Genomic DNA, 22,407 nt, shown 5'->3' on the forward strand with positions numbered 1-22,407 from the left:
AGGCGCCAGACTCCCGCCCACCACCAGCATGAGCACCCCTACTGCCCGCCACGCCACCCCCTCTCACCAGCATGTTCGAAGATGGCGAAGCTTCAATGATCCTGGCCTGCGAAAAAAGACGCGCATGCCGCATAAGCGGCCCCATGATCTGCGCCGCGCCGCCGGTCACCGCTCTGAGTGGAGAACCACTCTTCACGTTCCCGACCTCCCCGCGGTCGTGCAGCAGGAGGTCTCCCAGAACGGGAGAGGCCCGGCATCGGTGTCGACGTGAGTCAGGTGTGGCGGGAGCGGTAGAGGGCCGCCTTGGCGCGGTTGCCGCAGCGGGTCATGTCGCACCAACGGCGCGAGCCGCGGTGGGACCGGTCGACGTAGAGCCGCGTGCAGTGCCGTGCCGCACACTCCTTCACCAACTCGGGTGTCTGGGTCATCAGTTGGAGGGCATCGCGGGCCACTGTTGACAGGGCGGCGCCGACCCGAAACTCGCCACGGTCGAGGCATCGGCCGAGGAGCCGCAAGCCGCCGCCCCGCCGGCTTGGGCCGATGCGGCGGTCCCTTCCGTCTTCGTGGTGCTGTGGAGCAGCGCGTTCATCGCTGCGGTGCTCGGTACGGACGCGGCACCGCCTCTGCCGCTGGCGTTCTCCCGCTTCGCGGTCGCCGGTTCCTTGCTCGCCCTGGCCCCGGGGGCGCCTGCTCCTGCATGTGATCGTCGTCGGTCTGTTGATGCGGGCGGTGCGGTTCGGCGCCTTCTATACGGCCATCGGCGCGGGCCTGCCTGGCGGTGTCACCGCCCTGCTCGCCTGGCTGGTCATCGACCAGACGCTCAGTCCTTCGGCGATCATCGGCCTGTTCCTCGGAAGCGTCGGTGTCCTGCTCGCGGCACGCAAGGAGTGAGGGCCGTCCTCCGATATTCCGCCCCGCGACGCCATCGAACATATAGAGAAGAGAAAGTGATATGAGCATCAAGATCGCCATCAACGGATTCGGCCGCATCGGGCGCGGTTTCGTGCGCGCCGCGCTCACCCATGGAACCGATCTTGAAGTGGTGGCGGTGAACGACCTCACGGACGCGGCGACCCTCGCGCACTTGCTGTCGTACGACAGCACCATGGGCCGCCTGAACGCCAAGGTCGAGGTCGACGGTGACTCCCTGGTTATCGAGGGCCGGAAGATCGCGGTGTACGCGGAGCGTGAGCCGAGCAAGCTGCCGTGGGGTGAGCTCGATGTCGACGTGGTGGTGGAGTCCACTGGTATCTTCACCGACGGCAAGAAGGCCGCCGCGCACCTCGAGGCGGGGGCGCGGAAGGTCCTCATCTCGGCGCCAGCGTCGAACGAGGACATCACGGTCGCCTACGGCATCAACCACACCGGCTACGATCCGGCGACCCACCACGTCGTCTCGAACGCGTCGTGTACGACGAACTGTCTGGCGCCCCTCGCCAAGGTGCTGCACGACGGGCTCGGTGTGAAGCACGGGCTCATGACCACCGTGCACGCGTATACGCAGGATCAGAACCTGCAGGATGGTCCGCACAAGGACCCCAGGCGCGCGCGCTCGGCCGCGATCAACATCGTGCCCACGTCGACCGGTGCCGCCAAGGCCATCGGCCTCGTCCTGCTCGAGCTGAACGGTAAGCTCGCGGGCCTGTCGCTGCGTCCCCCAACACTCTGACGGTCGCAGTCGACCGCCTCACGGCGGCGCTCGAAGCCAGGGGAGTCCCACTCCCGCCCACCACCAGCATGAGCACCCCTGCAGCCCGCCACGCCACCCCCTCTCACCAGCACGTTCGAAGATGGCGAAGCCTCACTGTTCTCTTGGGGTTTTGGATACGCCACGAAGGTGAGTTGCAGAGGCAGGGGTCGCTCTGTGTGATCTGCAAGGCGTCGGCCCGTACGCCTTCGTTGACCTGGAGAGGTATCGGACTTCAGGACCGGACGGAGTGGTGAGTGCCTGGCTTCAGCAGCAGTCGCCGCAGTTCACGACGATGAGGCATCGCGAAGAGTCCATTTGTCTGAGGCCGCCGACTCGACGCGAGCACACGCGCGTGCTGACGTGTCAGCACAGGTTCCGTTAGAGCAGGACTCAACCGAGGTTCAAAGGGGCGGAGATGGAGGGTTTGTCCGGTTTTTGTGCAAAGCCGCAGGTGAGAGTGGTCACGAGGATGGGTTCAAATCCCACCGCTACCGCTCTTGAAGTTGTTACGAACGAAGAGCCGGTCCCGTACGGGACCGGCTCTTCGTCGTTAACCGGGTTAACGGCTCTACCCGACGGTCAGCAGCGGGCGCAGTCGGCCCGACCGCCCCCGCTCCACCCACGGGGCCGCCCCGCCGGCGAGCAGGGTCAGTGGGATGGCCAGCGCGATGCCCACCAGTGCGCCCGCAGCGACGTCATGCGGATAGTGCGCGCCGACCCAGACCCGGGAGACGGCCATCGCCACCGCTGCGAGGGCGGCCAGCGACCCGAGGCGGCGGTCCGCCAGCCACAGCGCCGTCGCCGCCGTGAAGGCGATCACCGCGTGGTTGCTGGGGAAGGACCAGTCCTCGGTGGCGGGGCAACTCTCCAGGGCGAAGCTGTCCGGCAGCGCCTGGCACGGCCGGGGTTCCCGGACCAGCGACTTCAGCAGCATGTCCACCCCGTAGACGGCCACTACCACAACGGGGACGGCCAGGACCCGGGCCATGACGGCCGGGTGCCCGGCCCTGGCCCGCCACCAGGCCGCGAGCATCAGCAGGGCGAACGCGGCCAGGCCGTAGGAAGACCACGCGGACACTGTGTCGTTGAGGAACGCCGGGGCGTCCCGGGCGGTGTCGGTGATGTCTGTGTACAGGCCGCCGTCGATCTGTGAGCCGTCGAAGGCGAGGGGTGTCCCCGTCATCGGGGGCCTCCGTCCGTGTTGGTGCAGATGGTCTACAGAGTTGTAGACAATACTGGTACGGAAACGGTTCCCGGCGTATCGGACACGCCGGACGCCGAAGAGCGCCAGGCTCGCGTTCGGCGAGATCCTGGCGCTCTTCGGCGGAGTCGTCGTGGGTGGCCTGCCCCGGAGTGGAGGCCGGTCAGCGGGCCCGGTTGCGGACCTGTCCGGAAACGGCCGGAAGCGTCAGCACTTCTTCGGCTTGCCGTCCTTGCCGGTAGGCACCGGTGCGGGCGGGGGAGGCGGCGGGATCAGGGCCTGGGCGGCCTGCTCCGGGGTTCCCAGGGCCGTGAAGGCGTCACCGATGACCAGGTCGACAGTGGCGTCCGTACGGGGATCCTCGACGTCTGCGGCACCCGGCGGAGCGGGGACCTGTGCGCCGACGACCTTGGCCTGCTCCTTGCCCGGGAAGCCGTGCCTGATCTCGGCCGGACCGGGGACCTTGCGGGTCGGGTCCTTGTCCTGCAGCGGGTCGTTGGTGACCTTGCCGACGACGAAGCCGCGGGCCTTGAGGTTGTCGGCGACGGTCTTGGCCAGACCCGACTTCTTCGTGGCGTTGTAGATGTTGACCGTGATGGTCTTCGGCTCGGGCAGGACCACCGGCGGGGCGGTGGGCGTGGGCGAGGCCGACGGCGAGGCACAGGCGGCTGCCGTGCCGGTGTTGTCGTCACCGGTGAAGTGGTAGACGGCCCAGGCTCCGCCCGCGGTGACGAACAGCGCCACAACGCAGGCCAGCACGATGGGAACGATCCGGCGGCGCTGGGTCATCCGGGGATAGGTCTTCCCCGTGATCTTGTACTGGCCCCCCATGCCCCGGGGCGTGAGCATGCTCATCGACGCGTCCCCCTGGTTACTTGGATCCAAAGCACAGCATCGGACCCAGACTCCTCGATCACGGCCCCGGGTGGACCTGTTGATCAGACTTTAGCGTCGGCCCTGCGGATACGGCACCCGGGCACGTCACATCGGGCCACGTCCACCTGAACGGGCCCGGCCTATATTTTTCAGTGGCCTTCTAGTAGTCGAGCTCCAGGACCCGCGCGTGCAGCACCTGGCGCTGCTGCAGGGCGGCTCTGACCGCACGGTGCAGGCCGTCCTCGAGGTACAGCCCGCTCTGCCACTTCACGACGTGCGCGAAGAGGTCACCGTAGAAGGTCGAGTCCTCAGCGAGGAGGGTCTCGAGGTCGAGTTGGCGTTTGGTTGTGATGAGTTGGTCCAGCCGTACCGGCCGCGGGGCGATGTCGGCCCACTGGCGGGCACCCGACCTCCCGTGATCCGGGTACGGCTTGCTGTCACCGATCCGCTTGAAGATCACAGGGCAAGCCTACCGGGAGCGCGGCGGTTGGGAGAGCCCCGGAAAGTCCGTACAGAACCAGACCAACAGGGCGCATTCGGGTGTATTCGCCGCGCACCCTCCTGGGGCAAATGGGATATTTCTTTTTTGAGTGACTTTTTAGTGACTTTAAAGGAGCCCCTGTATGGCCGACGACCAGGTCACCACGATCGCGAACGGGTACGCGTTCACGGGACCCGCGCTGGAACTGGGCGCGGTCGTCGGCGCGGACGGCAAGGGTCGCCCCGACGCGCAGGTGCGCATCCCCCTGGGCATGCTCAGCCGGCACGGTCTGGTGGCCGGTGCGACCGGAACCGGAAAGACCAAGACCCTCCAGCTGATCGCCGAACAACTCGCCGACCAGGGCGTTCCGGTGTTCCTCGCGGACATCAAGGGCGACGTCTCGGGCATCTCCGCGGCCGGCACCCCGAATCCGAAGATCGAGGAACGGGCGGCCGACATCGGCCAGACCTGGGCCCCGCACGCCCGGACGAGTGAGTTCTACTCACTGGGCGGTCTGGGCCCCGGCATCCCGATTCGCGCCTCGGTCACCGCGTTCGGCCCGACGCTCCTGGCGAAGATTCTCGACCTGAACGAGACCCAGGAGTCCTCGCTCGGCCTGATCTTCCACTTCGCCGACAAGAACGGCCTGGAGATCGTCGACCTCAAGGACCTGCGCGCGGTCATCCAGCACCTGACCAACACCGACGAGGGCAAGGCCGCCCTCAAGGACCTCGGCGGCGTCTCGTCGGCGACGGCGGGGGTCATCCTGCGGTCCCTCATCACGCTGGAGACCAGCGGCGGCGATGTCTTTTTCGGTGAACCGGAATTCGACACCGCGGATCTGCTCCGTACGACACCTGACGGAAAAGGTCTGGTCTCGATCCTCGGACTCGCCGCGGTGCAGGACAAGCCGCAGCTTTTCTCGACCTTCCTGATGTGGCTGCTCGCCGACCTGTTCCAGGACCTGCCCGAGGTCGGGGACATCGACAAGCCCAAGCTGGTGTTCTTCTTCGACGAAGCGCATCTGCTGTTCACCGGTGCGTCCAAGGCGTTCCAGACCGCGATCACCCAGACCGTACGGCTGATCAGGTCTAAGGGCGTCGGGGTCTTCTTCGTGACCCAGACCCCCAAGGACGTGCCCGGCGATGTCCTCGCCCAGCTCGGCAACCGGGTGCAGCACGCGCTGCGCGCCTACACCCCCGAGGACGCCAAAGCACTGAAAGCGACGGTGTCGACGTTCCCGAAGTCGGCCTACGACCTCGAAGAGGTGCTCACCCAGCTCGGCACGGGCGAGGCGGTCGTCACCGTGCTGAGCGAGAAGGGCGCACCGACGCCGGTCGCCTGGACGCGCCTGCGGGCGCCGGAGACGCTGATGGGCCCGATCGAGCCTGCGGCGATGCAGGCCGCGGTGGACGCCTCTCCATTGCAGGCGAAGTACGGGACGGCTGTGGACCGGGAATCGGCGTACGAAAAACTCACCGCTGCCAAGGTCGCACCGGTGGAACTGCCCGCCGATCCGGCGCAGGGCTGGCCGGAACCTAAGGCCCCCGCCCCCGCCCCCGCCCCGGCTCCGCGCCGGGAGCCGAAACCGGAACCCGGCATGGTCGAACAGGTCATGGGCAACAGTGCGGTGAAGTCGATGTTCCGCTCGATGGGCACGGTGCTCGGCCGGGAGATCACCCGCAACCTGTTCGGAACCGCCAAGCGCAAGCGCTGAACCTGTCCTGGGGTTCCGGACCGGAACCCCAGGACCCCGAAAGTCCGGCAGAATCCATTTTCCGTACGGAATTCAGCCACGCGGCATCTGCGCGAAGGCGTCGATCCAGAAGCGCTGCTTGTCGGCCGACTGCCCCACCAAGTAGCTCGCCCGCAGCTTCGACGGCAGGCAGGCCAGGAGCCGTGCCACCGTGCCGATGTGCTCGCGCAACTGCGACAGTTCGGCGTTGGCCAGCACCTGGTGCACGGTGTCCGTGTCGTCAGTGCCCTCGCCCGACTCCTCGTTCGCGGACCGCAGCCGCTTCTCCCACACTTCCAGCTCCGCCTCGATGTCACCCAGGCCCGTACGCGGACGGTCGGCGAGCCGGGCCTCCAGAGCACCCAGTGGCACCGGGGCGTACTCGCCGTCGCCCAGGTAGATCTTCGCCATCTCCAACGGGAGATCGCGGCGATGGAGTTTGATCAGCCGCTCCAGGGTGCGTTTGGTGATCCACTCGCGGCCTTCGTCGTCGATGTCGTTCTTTCACCACTCCAGGACCGTTTCGGCCACCGGGCCGTACGTGGCGATCAGCCACTCGTTGGCGGGGATGTCCTCCGGGCGGATCGCCAGCGACACCGTGAACCGCGACGCCTGCGCGATGTTGTTCCGCGACACCAAAAGCTTGCGGCCCAGGTGGTACGGCGGATTCTGCAGCGCGATCTGTGCCTTCAGACCCGGGATCGGCCGACCCGCGATCGACCACTCCTGGGTGATCTCCATGAGCTTCGCGAACGCCGACTTGTCCTTCGGCCGGTTGTACTCGTCCCACACGATGACCTTCGAACCAGGGCCGGTGAACTTCGCGGCCAGCAGGTTGTCCAGCGAACCGTCCGGCGTCGGGACCGGCGCGCAGAAGTCCTCGACGTTGGTCACCGGGAGTGAGAAATACAACGGGTCGTGCCCGAGCTCCTCGCGGACGACCTCGCGGACCACCTCGGTCTTCCCACAGCCGGGAGGGCCCTGGATCAGCACGGCCCAGCGCCGCGCCACCGCCGCACGCACGACCCGGCGCACGGCGTCCGGCGTGGGCTCCGGGTTCCGGATGCCCAGCGCGGCGGCGAACCGGTCCAGGATCTCGTCCGTACGGTCGGCTCCCGGGGTTCCGTCCTTCTTCACCTCGACCAGCGCGAGGCGGTCGCCGTTCACCAGCGGCAGGCCCCACTCAAGGGGGAACCCGGCCAGCGCGCAGTCGAGCATGTGCTCCAGCGTGCGCGGCGACAGCAATTGCCGCAGCACCGGCGTCAGCGCCGACCACAGCTGGAACACCCCACTCAGGTCCGTACGGGCGAACCGCTCGGCCAGCTTGACCCGCCAGGACGTGTCGGTGGCGGTGATCTTCACCGTGACCATGCGGTCCAGGATCGCCAGGTCGCTGCGCCGGGTCGCGGTCTCGGCCAGCGACTCGTTGTCGGTGAGGAACACCCCGACGCAGCCGAGTTCGCGCAGGTCGAACTCGCCGAGCGTCCAGTTGCAGGCCACCTGCATCAGCTGCGACTGGATGGTCTCGCCGGCCTGGAGGGCGTCGTCGATGAGGAGGACGAACTTACGGCCGGGGCGGAGCTGACGCATGATCAATTGCTGGAGGACCAGCTCGCCGGTCCGCTCGTCCCGGACCGGGGCGTTGATCAGCAGGTCGTCCGGGGTGAGGTTGGCCGCCGGCACGAACACGAGCGCGGTGTCCTCGTGCGCTTCGGGAATGTGCGAGAAGAACGTCGCCGTCTTGCCGATCCCGTGCTCGCCGAAGATCTGACCGGTCTGCCCCAGATCGATCATCGCGTCGATGAAGTCGGCCAGCTTGGACGTATCCTTGAGGCCCTTCGGTCGTGCCGGGTAGGTGGCTGTGGCCTTCCACCGGGCCTCAGCGGGCGACAGATCCTCAGCGGGCGACAGAGCCCCGGCGGTCATCTGGGTCGCAGCAGTCAACGGAGTCTTCTCGGACAACAGGGCCTCGTCAGTCAGCGCCATCGTGGTCATCGTGTTAGAAATCCCCCGTGATTACGCGGTGACAGTCCATCGGCGGGTGGTGGCTCTCCGGCCACTCATCGCCGCCCTCGGTGATCAGCCAGATCCATTTGTCCGGGTCGGCCGGAGTGATCTTCGGTGCGTAACCATCCGTCAGCATGACTACGGCATCGACGTGTTCAGCAAAACGCGATCCATTGACCGCGAGCCGACCCTCGACGTAGTCGGCCACGTTCTGGAAGTTCGTTCCGCCGCCGCCGTGCACCCGTTCCCCGGGCACGAACGGCATCACCACCCCGTCGAAGCTCAGCCAGTGCGCCTCGACGCCCTCCGCCTGCCCGACCAACTCGGTCAGCCACTCGACCACATGGCCCGGCATGGACCCCGAGGTGTCGTACGCGACGACAACGACCTTCGTACGCTCACTGCCGCGCCGGGCGAGCATCGGATCCTGGCCGAGCGCCGCGAGCAGTGCCCCGCGTTTCTTGGGGTAGACCAGCCGTTCGCCCTCGCGCAGTTTCGACGCCAGCACGTCGACCAGCCACTGCTGCCACCACTCGACCCGCCGGGTCTTCTGGGTCTCCCCGCGCAGGAAACCGGCACCCAGGTCGCCCCAGAGTTTGCTTGTCCGGTCCGTCGCGCCGTCTGTGCGCTTGAGCAGGTCGAGCAACTCCTGCCGGGCGAGCTTGTTGCCGCGCCGGGCGGCGAGCAGCACGCTGCGCAGGACCTCGTTGCCGATCCGCTCGACGGTCTCACCGTCGAACCCCTCACCCTCAAGCAGGATGTGGATGCACAGCGTCGGCGGAACCGGCGGGTACTTCATGCGTTTCAGTTCGGCGTAGACCGTGGCGTCGGTGTCGATGAAGTCCTCGTAGGGCAAGGGCGTCAGGCTCTGCTCGTTCAGGTCTGTCACGTACAGCGCGTGGATCTTGTGTGGGTCGATGCCGGTCGGCTCGACCGTGCCGTCGGCCTTTGTGATGTGCGGAAGTGCCGTGCGCTTCAAGCGGGTCAGTGTGACGTGATTAATCGTCACCTCGTTGGCGAGCGTGAACACCGGGTCGTCGCGCAGCTCGGAGTCGGCGAACAGGTGCCGCTGGATCAGGTGCCTGGCCTCGTGGAACAGCACGAACTTCACGCCGTCCAGGCCGAGCGCGACGAAGAACTCCGGGTTGTAGAGCAACAGACAGGTGCCGTCGCCACCGGCCAGCACCGCGGCCGTGTCGATCGCGGTGGTCGGGATCTGGTGGTGGCATTTTGTGTAAAGCCACGAGGCGATGACGCTGTGCGACATGCCGAAGTCGAGGAGCGCGGCCTCCTTCAGCCGACGTGCCGCGGCGATCACCGACTCGTCGGCCGGCTCGAACCGCTGCAGCGTCTGACGGTCGGTCAGGCCGACCAGGGTCGGTTTGCGTTCTCCGTACGTCATCCGGCAGGCCCCTTTCCCCGTTGTCACCGATGATCCCAGCAGGGTCCGACACTGGTCGAAGGGTTAACCGGTGGCTGCGGAGGATGTGCTGAGGAGTTCGGGGAGGGCGCCGGGGAAGTCGGGGAGCAGGTCCCCGAAGGCTGTGGCACGGAACAAGGGGATCTCCCGGGCGTAGTGGTTGATCAATGATTGTCGGGTGCGGGTTGGCGGGTTTCCACGGGGTTTCCGTATACGACGATCATGACCAGGTGGGCCGGCCAGTCGATCGACAGATGCGTGCGCACCCCGCTGATTTCTAGTGTCCAGGTGTACGCAGAACGCATCCGAAGCACCGGCGGGGAGTCCTGACATGGCGACAACCGAAGCACCAGAAACCGGAACCGGCAGAAGCTCAGCGGCGGTCATCGTAGTTGTCATCCTCGGCTCGATCATGTCGGTCCTCGACGTGACGGTGGTCAACGTCGCGCTCACCCGGCTCGCGGAGGACTTCGACTCGCCGCTGTCGCGCATCCAGTGGGTCGCCACCGGCTACACGCTTGCCCTGGCGGCGGTGATCCCGGTGTCGGCGTGGGCCATGGGGCGCTTCGGCACCAAGCGGGTCTACATGACGTCGATCGCACTGTTCTCCGCCGGGTCCGTTCTGGCCGGGCTCGCCTGGAGCGCTGAGTCGCTCATCGCGTTCCGGGTCCTGCAGGGCCTCGGCGGCGGCATGATCATGCCGGTGGGGATGGCAATGGTCATGCGGGCGGCCGACCCCGCGCGGATGGGGCGGACGATGGGGCTGCTCGGCATCCCGATCCTGGTCGGGCCGCTGGCCGGGCCGATCCTCGGCGGCTGGCTCGTCGATGAGGTGTCCTGGCGCTGGATCTTCTACATCAACCTGCCGATCGGCGTGGTGGTGCTGGTACTGGCCGCGAAGGTCCTGCGTACGGAAGCGCTTCAGCCGGCCCGCCGGCTTGACGTGCCCGGCCTGCTGATGCTGTCCCCCGGGCTGGCGCTGCTGATCTACGGCCTGGCCACGGGCGCTGAGCGCGGCGACTTCAGAGCGGTGGGCGCACTGGTCCCGGCGGTCCTGGGCGCGGTCCTTGTCGTCTCGTTCGGCTACCGGGCGCTGACCGCCGCAAATCCGCTGATCGACCTCCGGCTCTTCAAGGAGCGCCCATTTGCCGTCGCGGCGGCCACGAACGCGGTGTTCGTCACCGGCTACTTCGGGTCGATGATGCTGCTCCCGATGTACTTCCAGCTGGTCCGGGATGAGAGCGCGAGCATGTCGGGCTTCCTCGGCGCACCGCTGGGCCTGGCCGCCGCGAGCACGATGCAGATCGCGGGCCGGCTCCTGGACCGGGTCGGCGCGGGCTGGGTCGTCGTGAGCGGGATCGTCCTGTCGGTCATCGGAATGGGCGCGGTGGCTCTACAGATGGAGTCGGACACGTCGTACGTGTCACTCGGCACCGCGCTGTTCGTGCTGGGTGTCGGCGTCGGCATGACGTTGATGCCGACCATGACGTCGGCGACGCGGGCCCTGCGTCCGGAGCAGATCGCCACGGCCAGTGCGACGCTGAACATCAACTCGCAGATCTTCGCGTCGATCGGGACCGCGTTGATCTCGCTGGTCCTGGCCGGGAACATGGACGACCGGCTGCCGGTCGCGGCCGACGGGTCACGGGGGCTGAACGCGGTCCACGGTCTGTCCGCGGCGGATCGTGTCGCTGCCGCACCGCGGCTGGCGGAGGCCTTCCAGCACACCTACTGGTGGGCTGTGCTCTTCCTCGCTGCCGCGGCGGTCCCGGCGGTGCTGATCTCCCGGCGGAAGCCGGTCGCGAAGGTGGTGCCGGAGGGGGAGAAGGTGCTGGTCGAGGTGTGAGAGTCCCGACTCGCTGGTTCTGGTGCACGACGGAGTCCCTTGATCAGGTTCCCGCTGCTGCCGACGCAGGCGAGTGGAGGGAACCTGATCAAGGGATTGCCGGGTGTTCGGCGGCAGTTATCGGGTGGTTCCCACCGGCTCCGGGATTTCGTGCGCGGTCACCACAGTTGTGGTGGTCCGCTTGCGGAGGCCGGTCAGGGTGACCAGCGCGCCGAGGGCGGTTGCGACCACCGGGACGATCAAGGCGGCGCGGAAGCCGTCGAGGCCCGCCTGGGCTGATCCGCTCGCGCCGGTCACGCTGACCGCGCCGAGCACGTCGAAGCCCTTGCCGGAACGGTCAGGACGCCCGTCGTGCGGGATGAGCGGCAGCGCGGCCAGCAGGATCGCGGTGGCCAGGATCACCGGAGCGAAGAACACCCAGCGCCAGTCGATCGCGGAGAGCACTCCACCGGCGACGAGTCCGAGGGAGAAACCGCCGGCGGCGGTGCCCGCGTAGACCAGCAGGGCCTTGTTCCGCTGTGGTCCTTCGGAGAAGTTCGTGGTGATGATGGAGAGGCCGGCCGGAGTCATGAACGCGGCGGCGACGCCGGTGATGAAGCGGGCGGTGATGAGCATCCAGCTCTCGGTGGCGAATCCGCCCAGACCGGAGAAGAGGATGAAGACGCTGAGCCACAGGAGGAACATCCGCCGTCTGCCCATGAGGTCCGCGACCCGGCCACCCAAAATCATGAAACCGCCGTAGCCCAGGACATAGGCGCTCATGACCCATTGCAGTTCACCGGTGGACATGCCCAAATCAGCCCGGATCGCCGGGAGCGAAACGTTGAGCATCGCGACGTCGATCCCTTCCAGGAAGATCGCGCCGGCCAGGACGAGCAGGATGCCCCAGGCGCGACCGCTCATCCGGTCGCTCTTACCGTCGGTTGGTTGAGTCTGTGCAGCAGACATGTGAACATCCCCCAGAAATAAGCTGGTTGAGGAACAGTCAGATGCGTGGCCGGTTCTCTTCCAGCCCCTCAGTTCCTTCTTGTAACCATTGGCATCCTGCGGCAGGATCACCTGGCATGGAAGAAGGCACTTCAAAGGAACCGACTAACTGCCAAGTGAACGGTGACGGTTACGACGCCTACCAGTGGGACACCCGCGAGGACTGCGAGGTCCGGCAGATCCTCGACCGGGTCGCGGACAAGTGGTCCCTGCTTGTCATCGCGCTCCTGGAACGGAAGACGTTCCGTTTCACCGAACTGCGCCGGGAGATCGACGGCATCAGCCAGCGCATGCTGACCGTCACCCTGCGGCAGCTGGAGCGGGACGGGCTTGTTCAGCGCACCGTCTACCCCGTCGTCCCGCCAAGGGTGGACTACGCGCTGACGCCGCTCGGCGCGACTCTGCACGAGACCATCCGGGCGCTGGTGACCTGGACCGAGGCGCATCAGAAGGAGATCGCCGGGGCACGGGCGGATTACGACACCAGGGTCGCTCTCCCGGTTTCCTGACATGACGATCAGGCGATCACCGACCGTACAGTGGACGTGAGTTCGGGCAACGTCGCATCGGGGTCGGAGGCCAGCAGCCGGGTCAGAATCACCCATGCTTCGGGGTCCTGGCCGAGTTTTTCGTGCAGCAACTCGGCGACCGGGCGGGCGAGGTGCACATGCTGTGCGGCGAGCCGCAGGGCCTCCACAGCGCGGGTGGTCGCGAGTTCCTCACGGCCGGGCGGCGGTGAAGTCGGGGCGCGTGATTCGGTGAGCACCCGGCGGGTGGTCAGTCCGCCGTGCTCCGCCGCGTACGCGAACAGGGGGAGCGGTGCCGAGGGAACACCGGCGAGCGGGGCGAGCCGGAGGTCGTCCAGGAACTCCAGCGCGGCAGAAAGGTGTTCGGCGTCGGCGAGGTCTACGAGGACGGTGTACGCCCAGGCTGCCTGACGGCCTGGGCGTTCGGGGATTTCCCTGGCTTCCGGCGGGTCGGTGAGCAGGGCGGTGAGCGATCCGTCGTAGGTGGGGAGCGCGGCGTACAGCCGAGGCCACAGCGCTGGGCCGAAGGTCTCCAACGCCCGCGACAGCATCGCTTTCACCCGTACGACGGCGATGGCCTGCTCGGCCACCGCGGCGATTTCGCCGCTGCGCAGTGCGGTCAGCGCCAGGCGGGCGGGGTGAACCTCGCCGAGCAGGTCGGCGGCGGACAGCGTGCCGGCTGCCAAACCTTGCAGAAGGACCCTCTTTGTCACTTTGTCGTCGCCGCGCTCCAGGCAGTCGCGCAGCCTTTCGGTCAACGCCTGTGGCGCGAACTCGGCTTGGAGCAGGGTGTGCAGTTCGGCCTGCTCGTAGGACCGTTCGAGCCACGCCCACAGTTGGTGGGTTGAAACGTCGGCCGGAATTGGCGAGGGCTCCAGCTTATTGAGGAAGCGCAACTGCGCCCAGCGTCCGGTCCGGTCCGGTGCGGTGCGGTGCGGTGCGGTGCGGTGCGGTGCAGCATCAGGAAAGCCCGCAACACTTCCGCGCGTTCGGCGCGCACATCACTCACCAGCGCCCAGAACACCAGATCCGGATCGTGGGCCCACAGGGCGGCCCGGAGTTCGGCGCGGTGGCCCGTCCGCATGAATTGCTCGCGTAGTTCCGGGTCGAGCGGTACGTACGGCCGCTTACGGAGGTCCAGGGTCTCCGGCAGTATCGGAGGATTCGCGAAGTAGCCGTCGGCGTGGTGCTGTTGCGAGAGGACGGCACGACGCATGCCCGGCCAGCCGGACGCCTTGAAGAGCACCGCGTTGATCTTCGGGTCATCCCGTTGCAGGAGCCGGAGCAGCAGCAGCGGATCGCCTGGCTGGTCGATCTGCCACCGCCCTAGGCGGTACGTGCCGACAATGCCGTCAGTGGATCCGTTCCGTACGGCGGATTCGGCAACGGCCGGTGGCAGCGGTTCGGTGTCGGAGCGCCCCGTCACCGGGACGTAGCCCAGGCGGTCGATGAGTTCCGCGCCGAGTCGCCGGCCGGCCGGCCACAGGAGATCGGTGACGACGTCAGCCATGGCGGTTCACCCGCCGATCGCTGCGGCGGTGGCGAGGAGTTCCGGGAGGGTGCCGGCTGACCGCTGGTTCGGCCCGGTCGACCAACCGGACCAGCAGCGCCGGGGTGGCCTCCGGGTTGGCGGCCAGGGCTGTCAGGTCGTCCGTACCGCCGTGGTTGAGGACCGTTTCGGCGAGGGCGTCGGTCAGGGGAGCCGCCGTGCGCAACAGCCTGCGGCGGGTGGCGGTGCCAAGGCGGGGCAGGACGCGGTGGAACGCCTCAGGTGACGCGTGGGAGAAAAGTGACGCCTGAAGGTCCTGGGCAGTCGTATCTGTCATCTGGGTGGGCCTCCCTGACCAGGCGGTGCGAATGCGGCCCCAGTCTGCGGGAGACGACCGTACGCGGACAGCAGGTTTTCCGGCTCGGCTCCCGCACCGCGTAAGGAGCTCGTCAGGCGCTGTCCGGCCAGCGTCAGGAAGGCGTCAAAGTGACAAGTCGGGGGGTGGCGGCGGGCGTAACTTCAGCCCCGTGGCTCCCCATCCCCGCCACAGGGAAAAAGGTCTGATCGGTCATGTCCGCACTGCCTTTGCTGTTCGTCCTCACGATCGTCGCCCGAGTCCTGGGCACCTGGCGGCTGTCGGTACTCCGGCACCGGGCCGCAGCCCCGGTGGCGCTGCCCGATGCCGAATGGCGCGCTCAGGCTGCTTGACGCCGACCGGTCCGCGGTCGACCTTTGATTCCAGGGTGCGCCCGCTGGACGGTGTACTCGCCGGTCCTGACGCCATGCGCGTTTGTGGTCAGTGCTTTTGGTACGGCATTCCCTGAAGTGGTCGGCGAACCGTACGGCGACGCTGACGGGACCGCCTACCTGCCGATGTCGGTGTTCACGTCCGAGCTGTTCGTGACCGGCAACGACCGCGACAACCGGGCCGTGTTGCGAGCGGTGACGAAGGATCAGCTGGATCTCGTCGGCCTGGCGGTCCACGGGCCGCGGAACGTGGTGGACAAGGCGCTGAGTGACCGCCGGTTCCCTGTGGAGCGAGGACGCCGCGGGCACCAGCGGCCTGGGGACGGCACTCGCCCTCGGGCGCCCCTTCCAGGTCTCCGGTGCGCAGCACTTCCTGTCCGCGTTTGTCGGATACACCTGCTCCGCGGCGCCGATCCACGACCCGGCCACCGGGGAACTCCTCGGCGCTGTGGACTTCACCCGCGCCACGGGGAGGACGCGCCCCATGGCCCTGTCACTGCTGACCACCACGACCCGCCTCGCGGAGGCGCAGTTGCGCAATGACGCGCTGCGCCACTAGGCCAGGTTGCGGGACAAGTACATCGCCCGCCTCACGCACCGGCTCGGCAGCCGCAGCGCGATCGTCACCGCGGCGGGGCGGGTCGTGCGCGCGGACCGGGATCCGGCGACCGATGGACGGGTCGCCTCCACCGCCCGGTGACGCCGCGGCCGTAGCTGGGGTTGTTGCCGCGCGAATGATGCAACGCCGCTGCAACCCCGGTCGGGGGGCTGGAGGCAGGCGGGGTGCGGGCGGCAGCATTCGCAGAACCCGTGCCCAGTCCTTCAGCCAGGAGGCGTACATGGGCGTGTCCCTTGACATCCTCGACCCCGAACGTCCGAAGAAGGTTCTCATCGTCGCGCCGAACGCGGCCGTGAGCCCGGTCACCGGTTGGCCCGTCGGCTTCTGGTGGGAGGAACTGGCCCATCCGTACTGGTAGTTCACCCAGCACGGCTACGAGGTGGTGATAGCGAGCCCCGACGGTGGAGCCTTGGAAGGCGACTCCTGGAGCGACCCGCGTGACGACAGTAAGTACAGCGAAGACGATCTGATCAGCCTCGGGTTCATCGCCTCCGACCGGCACCGGGCCCTGGTGGAGAACACGATCCCGTTGTCCGACATCCACGTTGCGGACCATGACGCGGTCTTCTTCGTCGGAGGCCAGAGCCCGATGGTCACCTTCGTCGAGGACAAGCGGGTGCACGAGCTCGCGGCGAGCTTCTACGAGGCCGGGAAGATCACCGCCGTGGTCTGCCATGCCACCGCGATCCTGCTCAAGACCCGACTGCAGAGCGGCGAGCTGCTGGTCACCGGGCAGCAGCAGTATTCGGGCAGCACCGCCGCGCGGCTGGTCATCGAGGCGATGGGGAAGTGACCCCGGGTCCACTCCGCCACGGGGTTGAACCCCGTGGCGGAGTGGACCGGGTCGCCAGGCAACCGACAGACAGTCGTCATGTTGACGCCACTGACTGTTCCCCCGGGCATGCTGATCTGGGGACTCCCCGCCCGTGCCCGCCCCCTGACATCCCAAGAGGTCGTCCCCCTCATGCCAGAACTGAACCGTCGCCGCTTCCTGCAGCTCACCGGTGGGACCGCGGCGCTCGCCGCCCTGTCGAACAGCATCGACACCGCCGCCGCAATCCCGGCCCACCGTCGTACGGGAACCATCAAGGACGTCGAGCACATCGTCGTGCTGATGCAGGAGAACCGCTCCTTCGACCACTACTTCGGCGCGCTGAAGGGCGTCCGGGGTTTTGGCGACCCGCGCCCGGTGACCCTGCCCAGTGGCAAGTCGGTCTGGCACCAGTCGGACGGCGTGAAGGACGTGCTGCCGTTCCACCCGAAGTCCGAGCACCTGGGGATGGAGTTCCTCCAGGGCCTCAACCACGACTGGGCGGGCGGGCAGAAGGCCTTCAACGGGGGCAAGTACGACAAGTGGATCCCCGCGAAGACGGCGACGACGATGGCGTACCTCACGCGTGAGGACATGCCGTTCCACTACGCGCTCGCCGACAAGTTCACCGTCTGCGACGCCTACCACTGCTCGTTCATCGGCTCCACCGACCCGAACCGCTACTACATGTGGTCGGGCTACACCGGCAACGACGGCAAGGGCGGCGGCCCGGTCCTCGGCAACGACGAGAAGGGGTACGACTGGACGACTTACCCCGAGCGCCTCGAAGAGGCGAAGATCTCCTGGAAGATCTACCAGGACATCGGTGACGGCCTCGACGCCGCCGGCTCTTGGGGCTGGATCAAGGACCCGTACCGGGGCAACTACGGCGACAACTCGTTGCTGTACTTCAACAAGTACCGCAACGCCAAGCCCGGCGACCCGCTCTACGACAAGGCCCGTACGGGGACGAACGCCAAGGCCGGGGACGGCCTCTTCGACGTCCTCAAGGCCGACGTGAAGGCCGGGAAGCTCCCGCAGATTTCCTGGATCGCGGCCCCGGAAGCGTTCAGCGAGCACGCGAACTGGCCGGTCAACTACGGCGCTTGGTACATCGCGCAGGTGCTCGACGCGCTCACGTCCAACCCCGAGGTGTGGAGCAAGACCGCACTCTTCATCACCTACGACGAGAACGACGGGTTCTTCGACCACGTCGTGCCGCCGTACCCGCCGGCGTCCGCCGCGCAGGGCCTGTCCACCGTGGACGTCTCCACCGACCTCTACCGCGGGGACGCCGGGCACGTCGCCGGATCGTACGGGCTCGGCCCGCGCGTCCCGATGCTCGTCGTATCCCCGTGGAGCACCGGCGGGTTCGTGTGCTCCGAGGTCTTCGACCACACGTCGATCATCCGGTTCATGGAGAGCCGCTTCGGGGTCAGTGAGCCGAACATCTCCCCGTGGCGGCGCGCCGTCTGCGGCGACCTCACATCGGCCTTCGACTTCAAGGGCAAGGTGACCAGGCCGGCCGAGCTGCCGAACACCGCGGCCTACCTGCCGCCGGACCACGACCGGCACCCGGACTTCTCGCCGGTCGCACCCGCTGTCGGCAGTATGCCGAAGCAGGAACGCGGCGGTCGTCCGGCCCGGCCGCTGCGGTACGCGCCCTTCGTGGACGGTGCTGTCAACGCGGAGACCGGCCGCTACGCGCTCACGTTCAGTGGCGGCGACGCGGCCGGGGCACAGTTCTACGTCACGGCGGCGAACCGTACGGACGGACCGTGGACCTACACCACAAGCGCGGGCAAGAAGCTCTCGGACACCTGGAACTCGGTTTATTCGCAAGGCGTTTACGACCTCACGGCCTACGGACCGAACGGGTTCCTTCGGACTTTCCGGGGCCTGACCAAGACTGCGGGTCCTGAGGTGACTGCCCGTCACAACGCGCGGTCCGGCGACTTGGAGTTGACCTTCACCAACCCGGGCGGCACCCGGTGCCAGCTGAAGATCAGCAATTCGTACGGTGGGCGGCCCGAGACGGTCACGCTCCGCGCGGGCGCGACCGTGCGCAGGACTGTGGACCTGTGCGACAGCAGGCGCTGGTACGACGTTTCGGTGGTCTCCGACTCGGACCGTACGTTCTTCCGCCGGTTCGCCGGACACGTCGAGGACGGCTCGGCGGGTGTGAGCGACCCGGCGATCATCAGCCACTGAGGCTGGTGACAGTGTGGGCCCCGGCCGAACTTCGGTCGGGGCCTTTGCTTTTCTGCGTGTCAGCGGACAGCGTCGGCCGAGGACGTCAGTCGACAGCGTCAGTCGAAGACGTCAATCGACAGCGTCAGTCGAAGACGTCAATCGACAACGTCAGCCGAAGACGTCAGCCGACAACGTCAGCTGACGTTGACGACCATCGGCACCGTCGTCGGGTCGTCGAGCGTCGCTTCGCGGATCGTACGGAGTGCCCCGCGCAAGGTGGCCTCCTGGCCCAACGTGCCGAGAACGACGGTGGGTTCGAGGCGCGGCATGAGCGCGCGGCGGCCGGCCAGCGCCGCATCGATGCCGGGGGTCAGCCAGCTTCCCCAGGTCGCGAGGTAGCCGCCCAGGATCACCTCGTCCGCGTCCGTCAGCCCGCTGATCGCGAGGATCGCCGACCCGACCGCACGCCCGGCGGTGGCGAGGACGGCGGTCGCCCGCGGGTCGTGGGCGCGCAGCAGTCGGTCGAGTTCGGCGAGTGCGGCGTCGAAGCCGTCGGACACCGCGAGGCCGGTGAGTCCCGCGGCGGCGGTCAACGGCTCGGGTCCGACGTACATCGCGAGGCAGCCCCGGGCCCCGCACGGGCAGTCAGGCCCGTCGAAGGCGATGGGGATGTGCCCCACTTCTCCCGCCAGGCCGTGCGTCCCGGGGTGGACCCGGCCGCCGATCAGCAGCCCGCCGCCGACGCCGGTGTCGGCTTTGATGTACGCGACGGTGCCCGGTGGTCCGCTCTCATTTTTGGTTTTCGCGTGGTACTCGGCCAGCGCTGCGACGTTCGCGTCGTTGACCACGTCCACGGGGCAGACACCTGCGGGGAGATGTGCCGTCACAAGCGCGTGCAGGTCGGTACGGTGCCACCCGAAGTCGATCGCGCCCGCAACGGTGTGGTCGGACCCGGTCACCGGGCCCGCCATCGCGATCACGACGCGGGCCAGGTGGGCGCCCTCAACGGCGCGTACGACTTCCTCGGCGCGGCGAATCTCGTGGGCGATGGCGGCGGCGAGGGGCGCGGGATCCCCGAACGGCGCGTGGTGCGGCACGGACACCCGGTGGGTGACGGTGCCCGCCAGGTCGGCGGCGATGACCTCAAGCCGTTCCAGTGTCACCTGCACCGCGATCGCGATGACCCGCCCGGGGATCAGGCAGAGCAGACGGCGCGGGCGCCCGCGGCCCTGCGTGGCCACCTGGCCGACATCGCGTACGAGCCCGCGTTCGATCAGGTCGGCGGTCAGCCCGGTGACGGAGGCGTGGACCAGGCCGGTGGCCGCCGCGACCTCAGTGCGTGCGCAGGGCCCGTGCACGGCGATGTGCCGGAGGGTGAGCGAGAGGTTGTGGCGGCGGACGGCGGCGGTGTCGGCGGGGCTGTTCACGGGATTGATTGTGCCTGGTCGTCCATCCGGCTCAATTCCGCACGACCTATTATTTCATGTCTTGCAATATTTGCCGAGCCGGGGTGATACTGCCAGTCAAGGCAACCTCGACGGGCGCGGCACCTCCGCGCAGTCGGGCAACGCCACCCCCGCACTCCGCGCAAAGGACGACCCCGTGTCCCAGCAGCAGCCGCTCGTCACCACCGCCCTCGGTCCGGTCCTCGGCACCTGGCAGGGCGAATCCGCCCGCTTCCTGGGCATCCCGTACGCGAAGGCCCCCGTCGGCGAGCTGCGCTTCGCCGCCCCCGTCGCCCCCGAGGCGTGGACCGAGCCGCTGGACGCGACCGCGTACGGTCCCACCGCGCAGCGCCGCGGCTTCGGCGACGGACCGACGATCATCCCCGAGCCGTCCATCCCCGGCGACGCCGTGCTGAACGTCAACGTGTTCACCCCGAACCCCGCCCCGGGCGCCGGCGACGCCGGGCTGCCGGTCCTCGTCTGGATCCACGGTGGCGGCTTCGTCGCCGGGTCCGCGGCCAGCCCCTGGTACGACGGCACCGCGTTCAACCGCGACGGCGTCGTCCTCGTCTCGCTCGGCTACCGCCTCGGCATCGAGGGGTTCCTGCACCTCGAAGGCGCGCCGGACAACCGCGGTGTCCTGGACTGGATCGCCGCGCTCGCCTGGGTCCGCGACAACATCGCGGCCTTCGGCGGCGACCCCGCCAGGGTCACCATCGCCGGCCAGTCCGCGGGGGGCGGCGCTGTCCAGACCCTGATGGCCACACCGTCCGCGACCGGCCTGTTCCACGGCGTCATCTCGGTCTCAGGTGCGGTCATGCAGCCGCAGAGCCGCGCGGCCGGTGTCGCGGTGGCGAGCCTGTTCACCGCCCGCACGGGTGTCGAGGCGACAGTCGCCGCGCTGCAGGACCTGTCGCACGACGAACTCCAGGACCTGCAGGACAAGCTGACCGCCCCCGAAGAGGGCGGCGCGGCGATGCCGGCGTTGGTGCTCGCACCGTTCGCCGACGGTGAGCTGATCCCCGCCGAGGTTTACCCCGCGTTCGCGGACGGCTCCGCGAGCAGCGTGCCGCTGATGCTCGGCGCGACGCACCACGAGTTCAACTTCGCCCTCGAAATGAGCGCGGCCGACGCGCCTTTCGAGGCCGCCCAGGGCATGCTCGCCTCGCTCGGCCTGTCCGCTGATGGCGCTGCCGCGTTCCTCGCGCTGCACGAGGGCCGGACCCCCGCGCAGATCATGGGCCAGTCGCTCACCGACTGGCTGTTCCGCGGCCCGGCGCTGGCGATCTCCGAGGCCCGCGCGGCCCAGGGGCGGCCGACCTGGCTGTACGCCTTCGAGTGGCTCTCGACCGCCCCGATGTTCGCGGGCTCGGCCTACCACTGCCTCGACGTGCCGTTCGCGTTCGACCTGCTCGGCGCCGAAGGCGCGGAGAACTCGACCGGTGCCGACGCGCCGCAGCAGCTCGCCGACGCGATGCACAGCGCGTGGGTGGCGTTCATCCGCGACCTCGACCCGGGGGCGCAGTGGCCGGCCTACACGCAGGAGAAGCGCGAAACGATGGTGTGGGACACCGAGTCGCAGATCGTTGCTGACCCGCTTGCTGCCGAGCGTGCGATCTGGACGGCGCCGCAAGTCTGACAGGGCGTCATGAGGTGCGAGCCGTCACGTGTCTGACGACACGTCATATGCCCGTATGGACGACAAGGCAGCCGCTTTTCACCGGCCTGACCGGCCTGACCGGCCTGACCGGCCTGACCGGCCGGTGGACGGTGGCTGTTCCGTTTTCTGGGGTGTGGCCGTACGGCGGTGCGAACTGACTGATTCGCTGACGCGACGCACGGGCGGGGTTGCCGAGGCGCGGGCGGGGTTGCCGACGCGCACGCGGGCAGAGGAACGTGATCAGTTCCGCCTGTCCCGAGGAGATTTGATGAGCACGATTCCGCCGGTCACTCGCTTCGAGCATCCCGTCGTGGCCCGGATACGTGAGCACCGAGGCTCCGATCTGCAGCTCAAGGTGGCTGACTGGATCACGCAGTTCGCGGGTTCGATGGTGTTCGTCTACATCCACGTCGTCGGCTTCGCGGTATGGATGCTGCTTGTCGAAGGGAGTCCCTGGCCCACGCTCACCCTGGTGGTGTCCCTGGAGGCGATCTTTCTGTCGACGTTCGTGATGATCGGGCAGAACAGGGCGGCAGCCTTCCAGCAGGCCAAGGCGGACCACGACTTCGCCGAACAGGAACTCGAACTCAAGACCAACACCCAGCTGACGCGGGAGATTCACACGCTCACCACCGAACTGCACAGGAGGGTGATCGGGGACACCTGAGTCCAG

At 68.0% G+C, this 22,407-nt stretch carries 20 protein-coding genes and 4 pseudogenes; 14 read left to right on the forward strand and 10 right to left on the reverse strand.

Annotation, left to right across the window (positions count from 1 at the left end; genetic code table 11):
• Positions 1-272: 272 nt before the first annotated feature.
• On the reverse strand, positions 273-428 hold the full coding sequence (locus tag AC0Z36_RS22845) for a CGNR zinc finger domain-containing protein (RefSeq protein WP_485464885.1): 156 nt from the start codon (positions 426-428) through the stop codon (positions 273-275).
• A 271-nt stretch (positions 429-699) separates the two neighbouring features.
• Between AC0Z36_RS22845 and AC0Z36_RS22850 the strand changes: the two genes are divergently transcribed.
• Both AC0Z36_RS22850 and AC0Z36_RS22855 read left to right on the forward strand, forming a co-directional pair.
• Complete coding sequence (locus AC0Z36_RS22850) at positions 700-891, forward strand: hypothetical protein (RefSeq protein ID WP_485464886.1); 192 nt, start codon at positions 700-702, stop codon at positions 889-891.
• A 61-nt stretch (positions 892-952) separates the two neighbouring features.
• Positions 953-1,660: pseudogene (locus tag AC0Z36_RS22855) on the forward strand (type I glyceraldehyde-3-phosphate dehydrogenase); the annotation flags it as partial.
• Positions 1,661-2,258: 598 nt separating this feature from the next.
• Here the strand turns inward: AC0Z36_RS22855 and AC0Z36_RS22860 are convergent.
• From AC0Z36_RS22860 to AC0Z36_RS22870, 3 genes are all read right to left on the reverse strand, one after another.
• Entirely contained in the window at positions 2,259-2,873 is a 615-nt protein-coding gene (locus AC0Z36_RS22860) for a phosphatase PAP2 family protein (RefSeq protein ID WP_485464887.1), read from the reverse strand.
• A 225-nt stretch (positions 2,874-3,098) separates the two neighbouring features.
• Positions 3,099-3,746, reverse strand: coding sequence for a LytR C-terminal domain-containing protein (locus AC0Z36_RS22865; protein ID WP_485464888.1), 648 nt, complete (start codon positions 3,744-3,746; stop codon positions 3,099-3,101).
• 181 nt (positions 3,747-3,927) lie between these two features.
• A complete protein-coding gene (locus AC0Z36_RS22870) occupies positions 3,928-4,227 on the reverse strand; it encodes a type II toxin-antitoxin system VapB family antitoxin (RefSeq protein WP_485464889.1) in 300 nt (99 codons plus the stop codon).
• A 163-nt stretch (positions 4,228-4,390) separates the two neighbouring features.
• Here AC0Z36_RS22870 and AC0Z36_RS22875 point away from each other — a divergent pair, with 163 nt between their 5' ends.
• Positions 4,391-5,965 carry a helicase HerA-like domain-containing protein gene (locus AC0Z36_RS22875; protein ID WP_485464890.1) on the forward strand — a complete coding sequence of 525 codons (1,575 nt, stop codon included), beginning with the start codon at positions 4,391-4,393 and terminating at the stop codon, positions 5,963-5,965.
• A gap of 72 nt (positions 5,966-6,037) precedes the next feature.
• On the opposite strand, the pseudogene AC0Z36_RS22880 reads toward AC0Z36_RS22875, so the two are convergent.
• Both AC0Z36_RS22880 and AC0Z36_RS22885 read right to left on the reverse strand, forming a co-directional pair.
• Positions 6,038-7,909, reverse strand: a pseudogene (locus AC0Z36_RS22880) (AAA family ATPase).
• Between the two features lie 73 nt (positions 7,910-7,982).
• Positions 7,983-9,392, reverse strand: a complete 1,410-nt coding sequence (locus AC0Z36_RS22885; RefSeq protein WP_485464891.1) for a vWA domain-containing protein — start codon at positions 9,390-9,392, stop codon at positions 7,983-7,985.
• A 349-nt stretch (positions 9,393-9,741) separates the two neighbouring features.
• Between AC0Z36_RS22885 and AC0Z36_RS22890 the strand changes: the two genes are divergently transcribed.
• Positions 9,742-11,256: a DHA2 family efflux MFS transporter permease subunit gene (locus tag AC0Z36_RS22890; protein ID WP_485464892.1), complete on the forward strand. Its 1,515-nt coding sequence runs from the start codon at positions 9,742-9,744 to the stop codon at positions 11,254-11,256.
• Between the two features lie 195 nt (positions 11,257-11,451).
• Here the strand turns inward: AC0Z36_RS22890 and AC0Z36_RS22895 are convergent.
• Positions 11,452-12,159 (reverse strand): annotated as a pseudogene (locus AC0Z36_RS22895) (MFS transporter); the annotation flags it as partial.
• A gap of 161 nt (positions 12,160-12,320) precedes the next feature.
• Between AC0Z36_RS22895 and AC0Z36_RS22900 the strand changes: the two are divergent.
• Positions 12,321-12,752 carry a winged helix-turn-helix transcriptional regulator gene (locus tag AC0Z36_RS22900; protein ID WP_485464893.1) on the forward strand — a complete coding sequence of 144 codons (432 nt, stop codon included), beginning with the start codon at positions 12,321-12,323 and terminating at the stop codon, positions 12,750-12,752.
• Between the two features lie 8 nt (positions 12,753-12,760).
• On the opposite strand, the gene AC0Z36_RS22905 is transcribed toward AC0Z36_RS22900, so the two are convergent.
• Together AC0Z36_RS22905 and AC0Z36_RS22910 are read right to left on the reverse strand one after the other, a co-directional pair.
• Entirely contained in the window at positions 12,761-13,666 is a 906-nt protein-coding gene (locus AC0Z36_RS22905) for a hypothetical protein (RefSeq protein WP_485464894.1), read from the reverse strand.
• Positions 13,667-14,272: 606 nt separating this feature from the next.
• Complete coding sequence (locus AC0Z36_RS22910) at positions 14,273-14,596, reverse strand: hypothetical protein (RefSeq protein WP_485464895.1); 324 nt, start codon at positions 14,594-14,596, stop codon at positions 14,273-14,275.
• Positions 14,597-14,829: 233 nt separating this feature from the next.
• Between AC0Z36_RS22910 and AC0Z36_RS22915 the strand changes: the two genes are divergently transcribed.
• From AC0Z36_RS22915 to AC0Z36_RS22945, 7 genes and pseudogenes are all read left to right on the forward strand, one after another.
• Entirely contained in the window at positions 14,830-14,967 is a 138-nt protein-coding gene (locus tag AC0Z36_RS22915; protein ID WP_485464896.1) for a hypothetical protein, read from the forward strand.
• A gap of 66 nt (positions 14,968-15,033) precedes the next feature.
• A pseudogene (locus AC0Z36_RS22920) lies at positions 15,034-15,285 on the forward strand (DUF2000 family protein); the annotation flags it as partial.
• Positions 15,275-15,565: a GAF domain-containing protein gene (locus AC0Z36_RS22925; RefSeq protein WP_485464897.1), complete on the forward strand. Its 291-nt coding sequence runs from the start codon at positions 15,275-15,277 to the stop codon at positions 15,563-15,565. The pseudogene AC0Z36_RS22920 and the gene AC0Z36_RS22925, both read left to right, overlap by 11 nt.
• A gap of 6 nt (positions 15,566-15,571) precedes the next feature.
• A complete protein-coding gene (locus tag AC0Z36_RS22930; protein WP_485464898.1) occupies positions 15,572-15,706 on the forward strand; it encodes a hypothetical protein in 135 nt (44 codons plus the stop codon).
• 139 nt (positions 15,707-15,845) lie between these two features.
• Positions 15,846-15,983, forward strand: coding sequence for a hypothetical protein (locus tag AC0Z36_RS22935; RefSeq protein WP_485464899.1), 138 nt, complete (start codon positions 15,846-15,848; stop codon positions 15,981-15,983).
• A gap of 51 nt (positions 15,984-16,034) precedes the next feature.
• The gene (locus tag AC0Z36_RS22940) at positions 16,035-16,418 is read left to right on the forward strand and encodes a DJ-1/PfpI family protein (protein WP_485464900.1); all 384 of its coding nucleotides are present in this window, start codon (positions 16,035-16,037) and stop codon (positions 16,416-16,418) included.
• Between the two features lie 171 nt (positions 16,419-16,589).
• The gene (locus AC0Z36_RS22945; RefSeq protein ID WP_485464901.1) at positions 16,590-18,647 is read left to right on the forward strand and encodes a phosphocholine-specific phospholipase C; all 2,058 of its coding nucleotides are present in this window, start codon (positions 16,590-16,592) and stop codon (positions 18,645-18,647) included.
• A gap of 176 nt (positions 18,648-18,823) precedes the next feature.
• On the opposite strand, the gene AC0Z36_RS22950 is transcribed toward AC0Z36_RS22945, so the two are convergent.
• Positions 18,824-20,056: an ROK family protein gene (locus AC0Z36_RS22950; protein WP_485464902.1), complete on the reverse strand. Its 1,233-nt coding sequence runs from the start codon at positions 20,054-20,056 to the stop codon at positions 18,824-18,826.
• A 175-nt stretch (positions 20,057-20,231) separates the two neighbouring features.
• On the opposite strand from AC0Z36_RS22950, the gene AC0Z36_RS22955 reads away from it, so the two are divergent.
• Entirely contained in the window at positions 20,232-21,713 is a 1,482-nt protein-coding gene (locus tag AC0Z36_RS22955; protein ID WP_485464903.1) for a carboxylesterase/lipase family protein, read from the forward strand.
• A gap of 289 nt (positions 21,714-22,002) precedes the next feature.
• Positions 22,003-22,401, forward strand: a complete 399-nt coding sequence (locus tag AC0Z36_RS22960) for a DUF1003 domain-containing protein (RefSeq protein ID WP_485464904.1) — start codon at positions 22,003-22,005, stop codon at positions 22,399-22,401.
• Positions 22,402-22,407: the final 6 nt, after the last annotated feature.

This window comes from Kitasatospora sp. UYEF31 (assembly GCF_057291755.1).

What these genes read in the sequence shown, in the direction of transcription:
- AC0Z36_RS22845 (WP_485464885.1), bottom strand. Translation starts at nt 428, where the DNA reads ATGACCCAGACACCCGAGTTGGTGAAGGAGTGTGCGGCACGGCACTGC.
- AC0Z36_RS22860 (WP_485464887.1), bottom strand. Translation starts at nt 2,873, where the DNA reads ATGACGGGGACACCCCTCGCCTTCGACGGCTCACAGATCGACGGCGGC.
- AC0Z36_RS22865 (WP_485464888.1), bottom strand. Translation starts at nt 3,746, where the DNA reads ATGAGCATGCTCACGCCCCGGGGCATGGGGGGCCAGTACAAGATCACG.
- AC0Z36_RS22875 (WP_485464890.1), top strand. Translation starts at nt 4,391, where the DNA reads ATGGCCGACGACCAGGTCACCACGATCGCGAACGGGTACGCGTTCACG.
- AC0Z36_RS22885 (WP_485464891.1), bottom strand. Translation starts at nt 9,392, where the DNA reads ATGACGTACGGAGAACGCAAACCGACCCTGGTCGGCCTGACCGACCGT.
- AC0Z36_RS22890 (WP_485464892.1), top strand. Translation starts at nt 9,742, where the DNA reads ATGGCGACAACCGAAGCACCAGAAACCGGAACCGGCAGAAGCTCAGCG.
- AC0Z36_RS22900 (WP_485464893.1), top strand. Translation starts at nt 12,321, where the DNA reads ATGGAAGAAGGCACTTCAAAGGAACCGACTAACTGCCAAGTGAACGGT.
- AC0Z36_RS22910 (WP_485464895.1), bottom strand. Translation starts at nt 14,596, where the DNA reads ATGACAGATACGACTGCCCAGGACCTTCAGGCGTCACTTTTCTCCCAC.
- AC0Z36_RS22915 (WP_485464896.1), top strand. Translation starts at nt 14,830, where the DNA reads ATGTCCGCACTGCCTTTGCTGTTCGTCCTCACGATCGTCGCCCGAGTC.
- AC0Z36_RS22935 (WP_485464899.1), top strand. Translation starts at nt 15,846, where the DNA reads ATGGGCGTGTCCCTTGACATCCTCGACCCCGAACGTCCGAAGAAGGTT.
- AC0Z36_RS22945 (WP_485464901.1), top strand. Translation starts at nt 16,590, where the DNA reads ATGCCAGAACTGAACCGTCGCCGCTTCCTGCAGCTCACCGGTGGGACC.
- AC0Z36_RS22960 (WP_485464904.1), top strand. Translation starts at nt 22,003, where the DNA reads ATGAGCACGATTCCGCCGGTCACTCGCTTCGAGCATCCCGTCGTGGCC.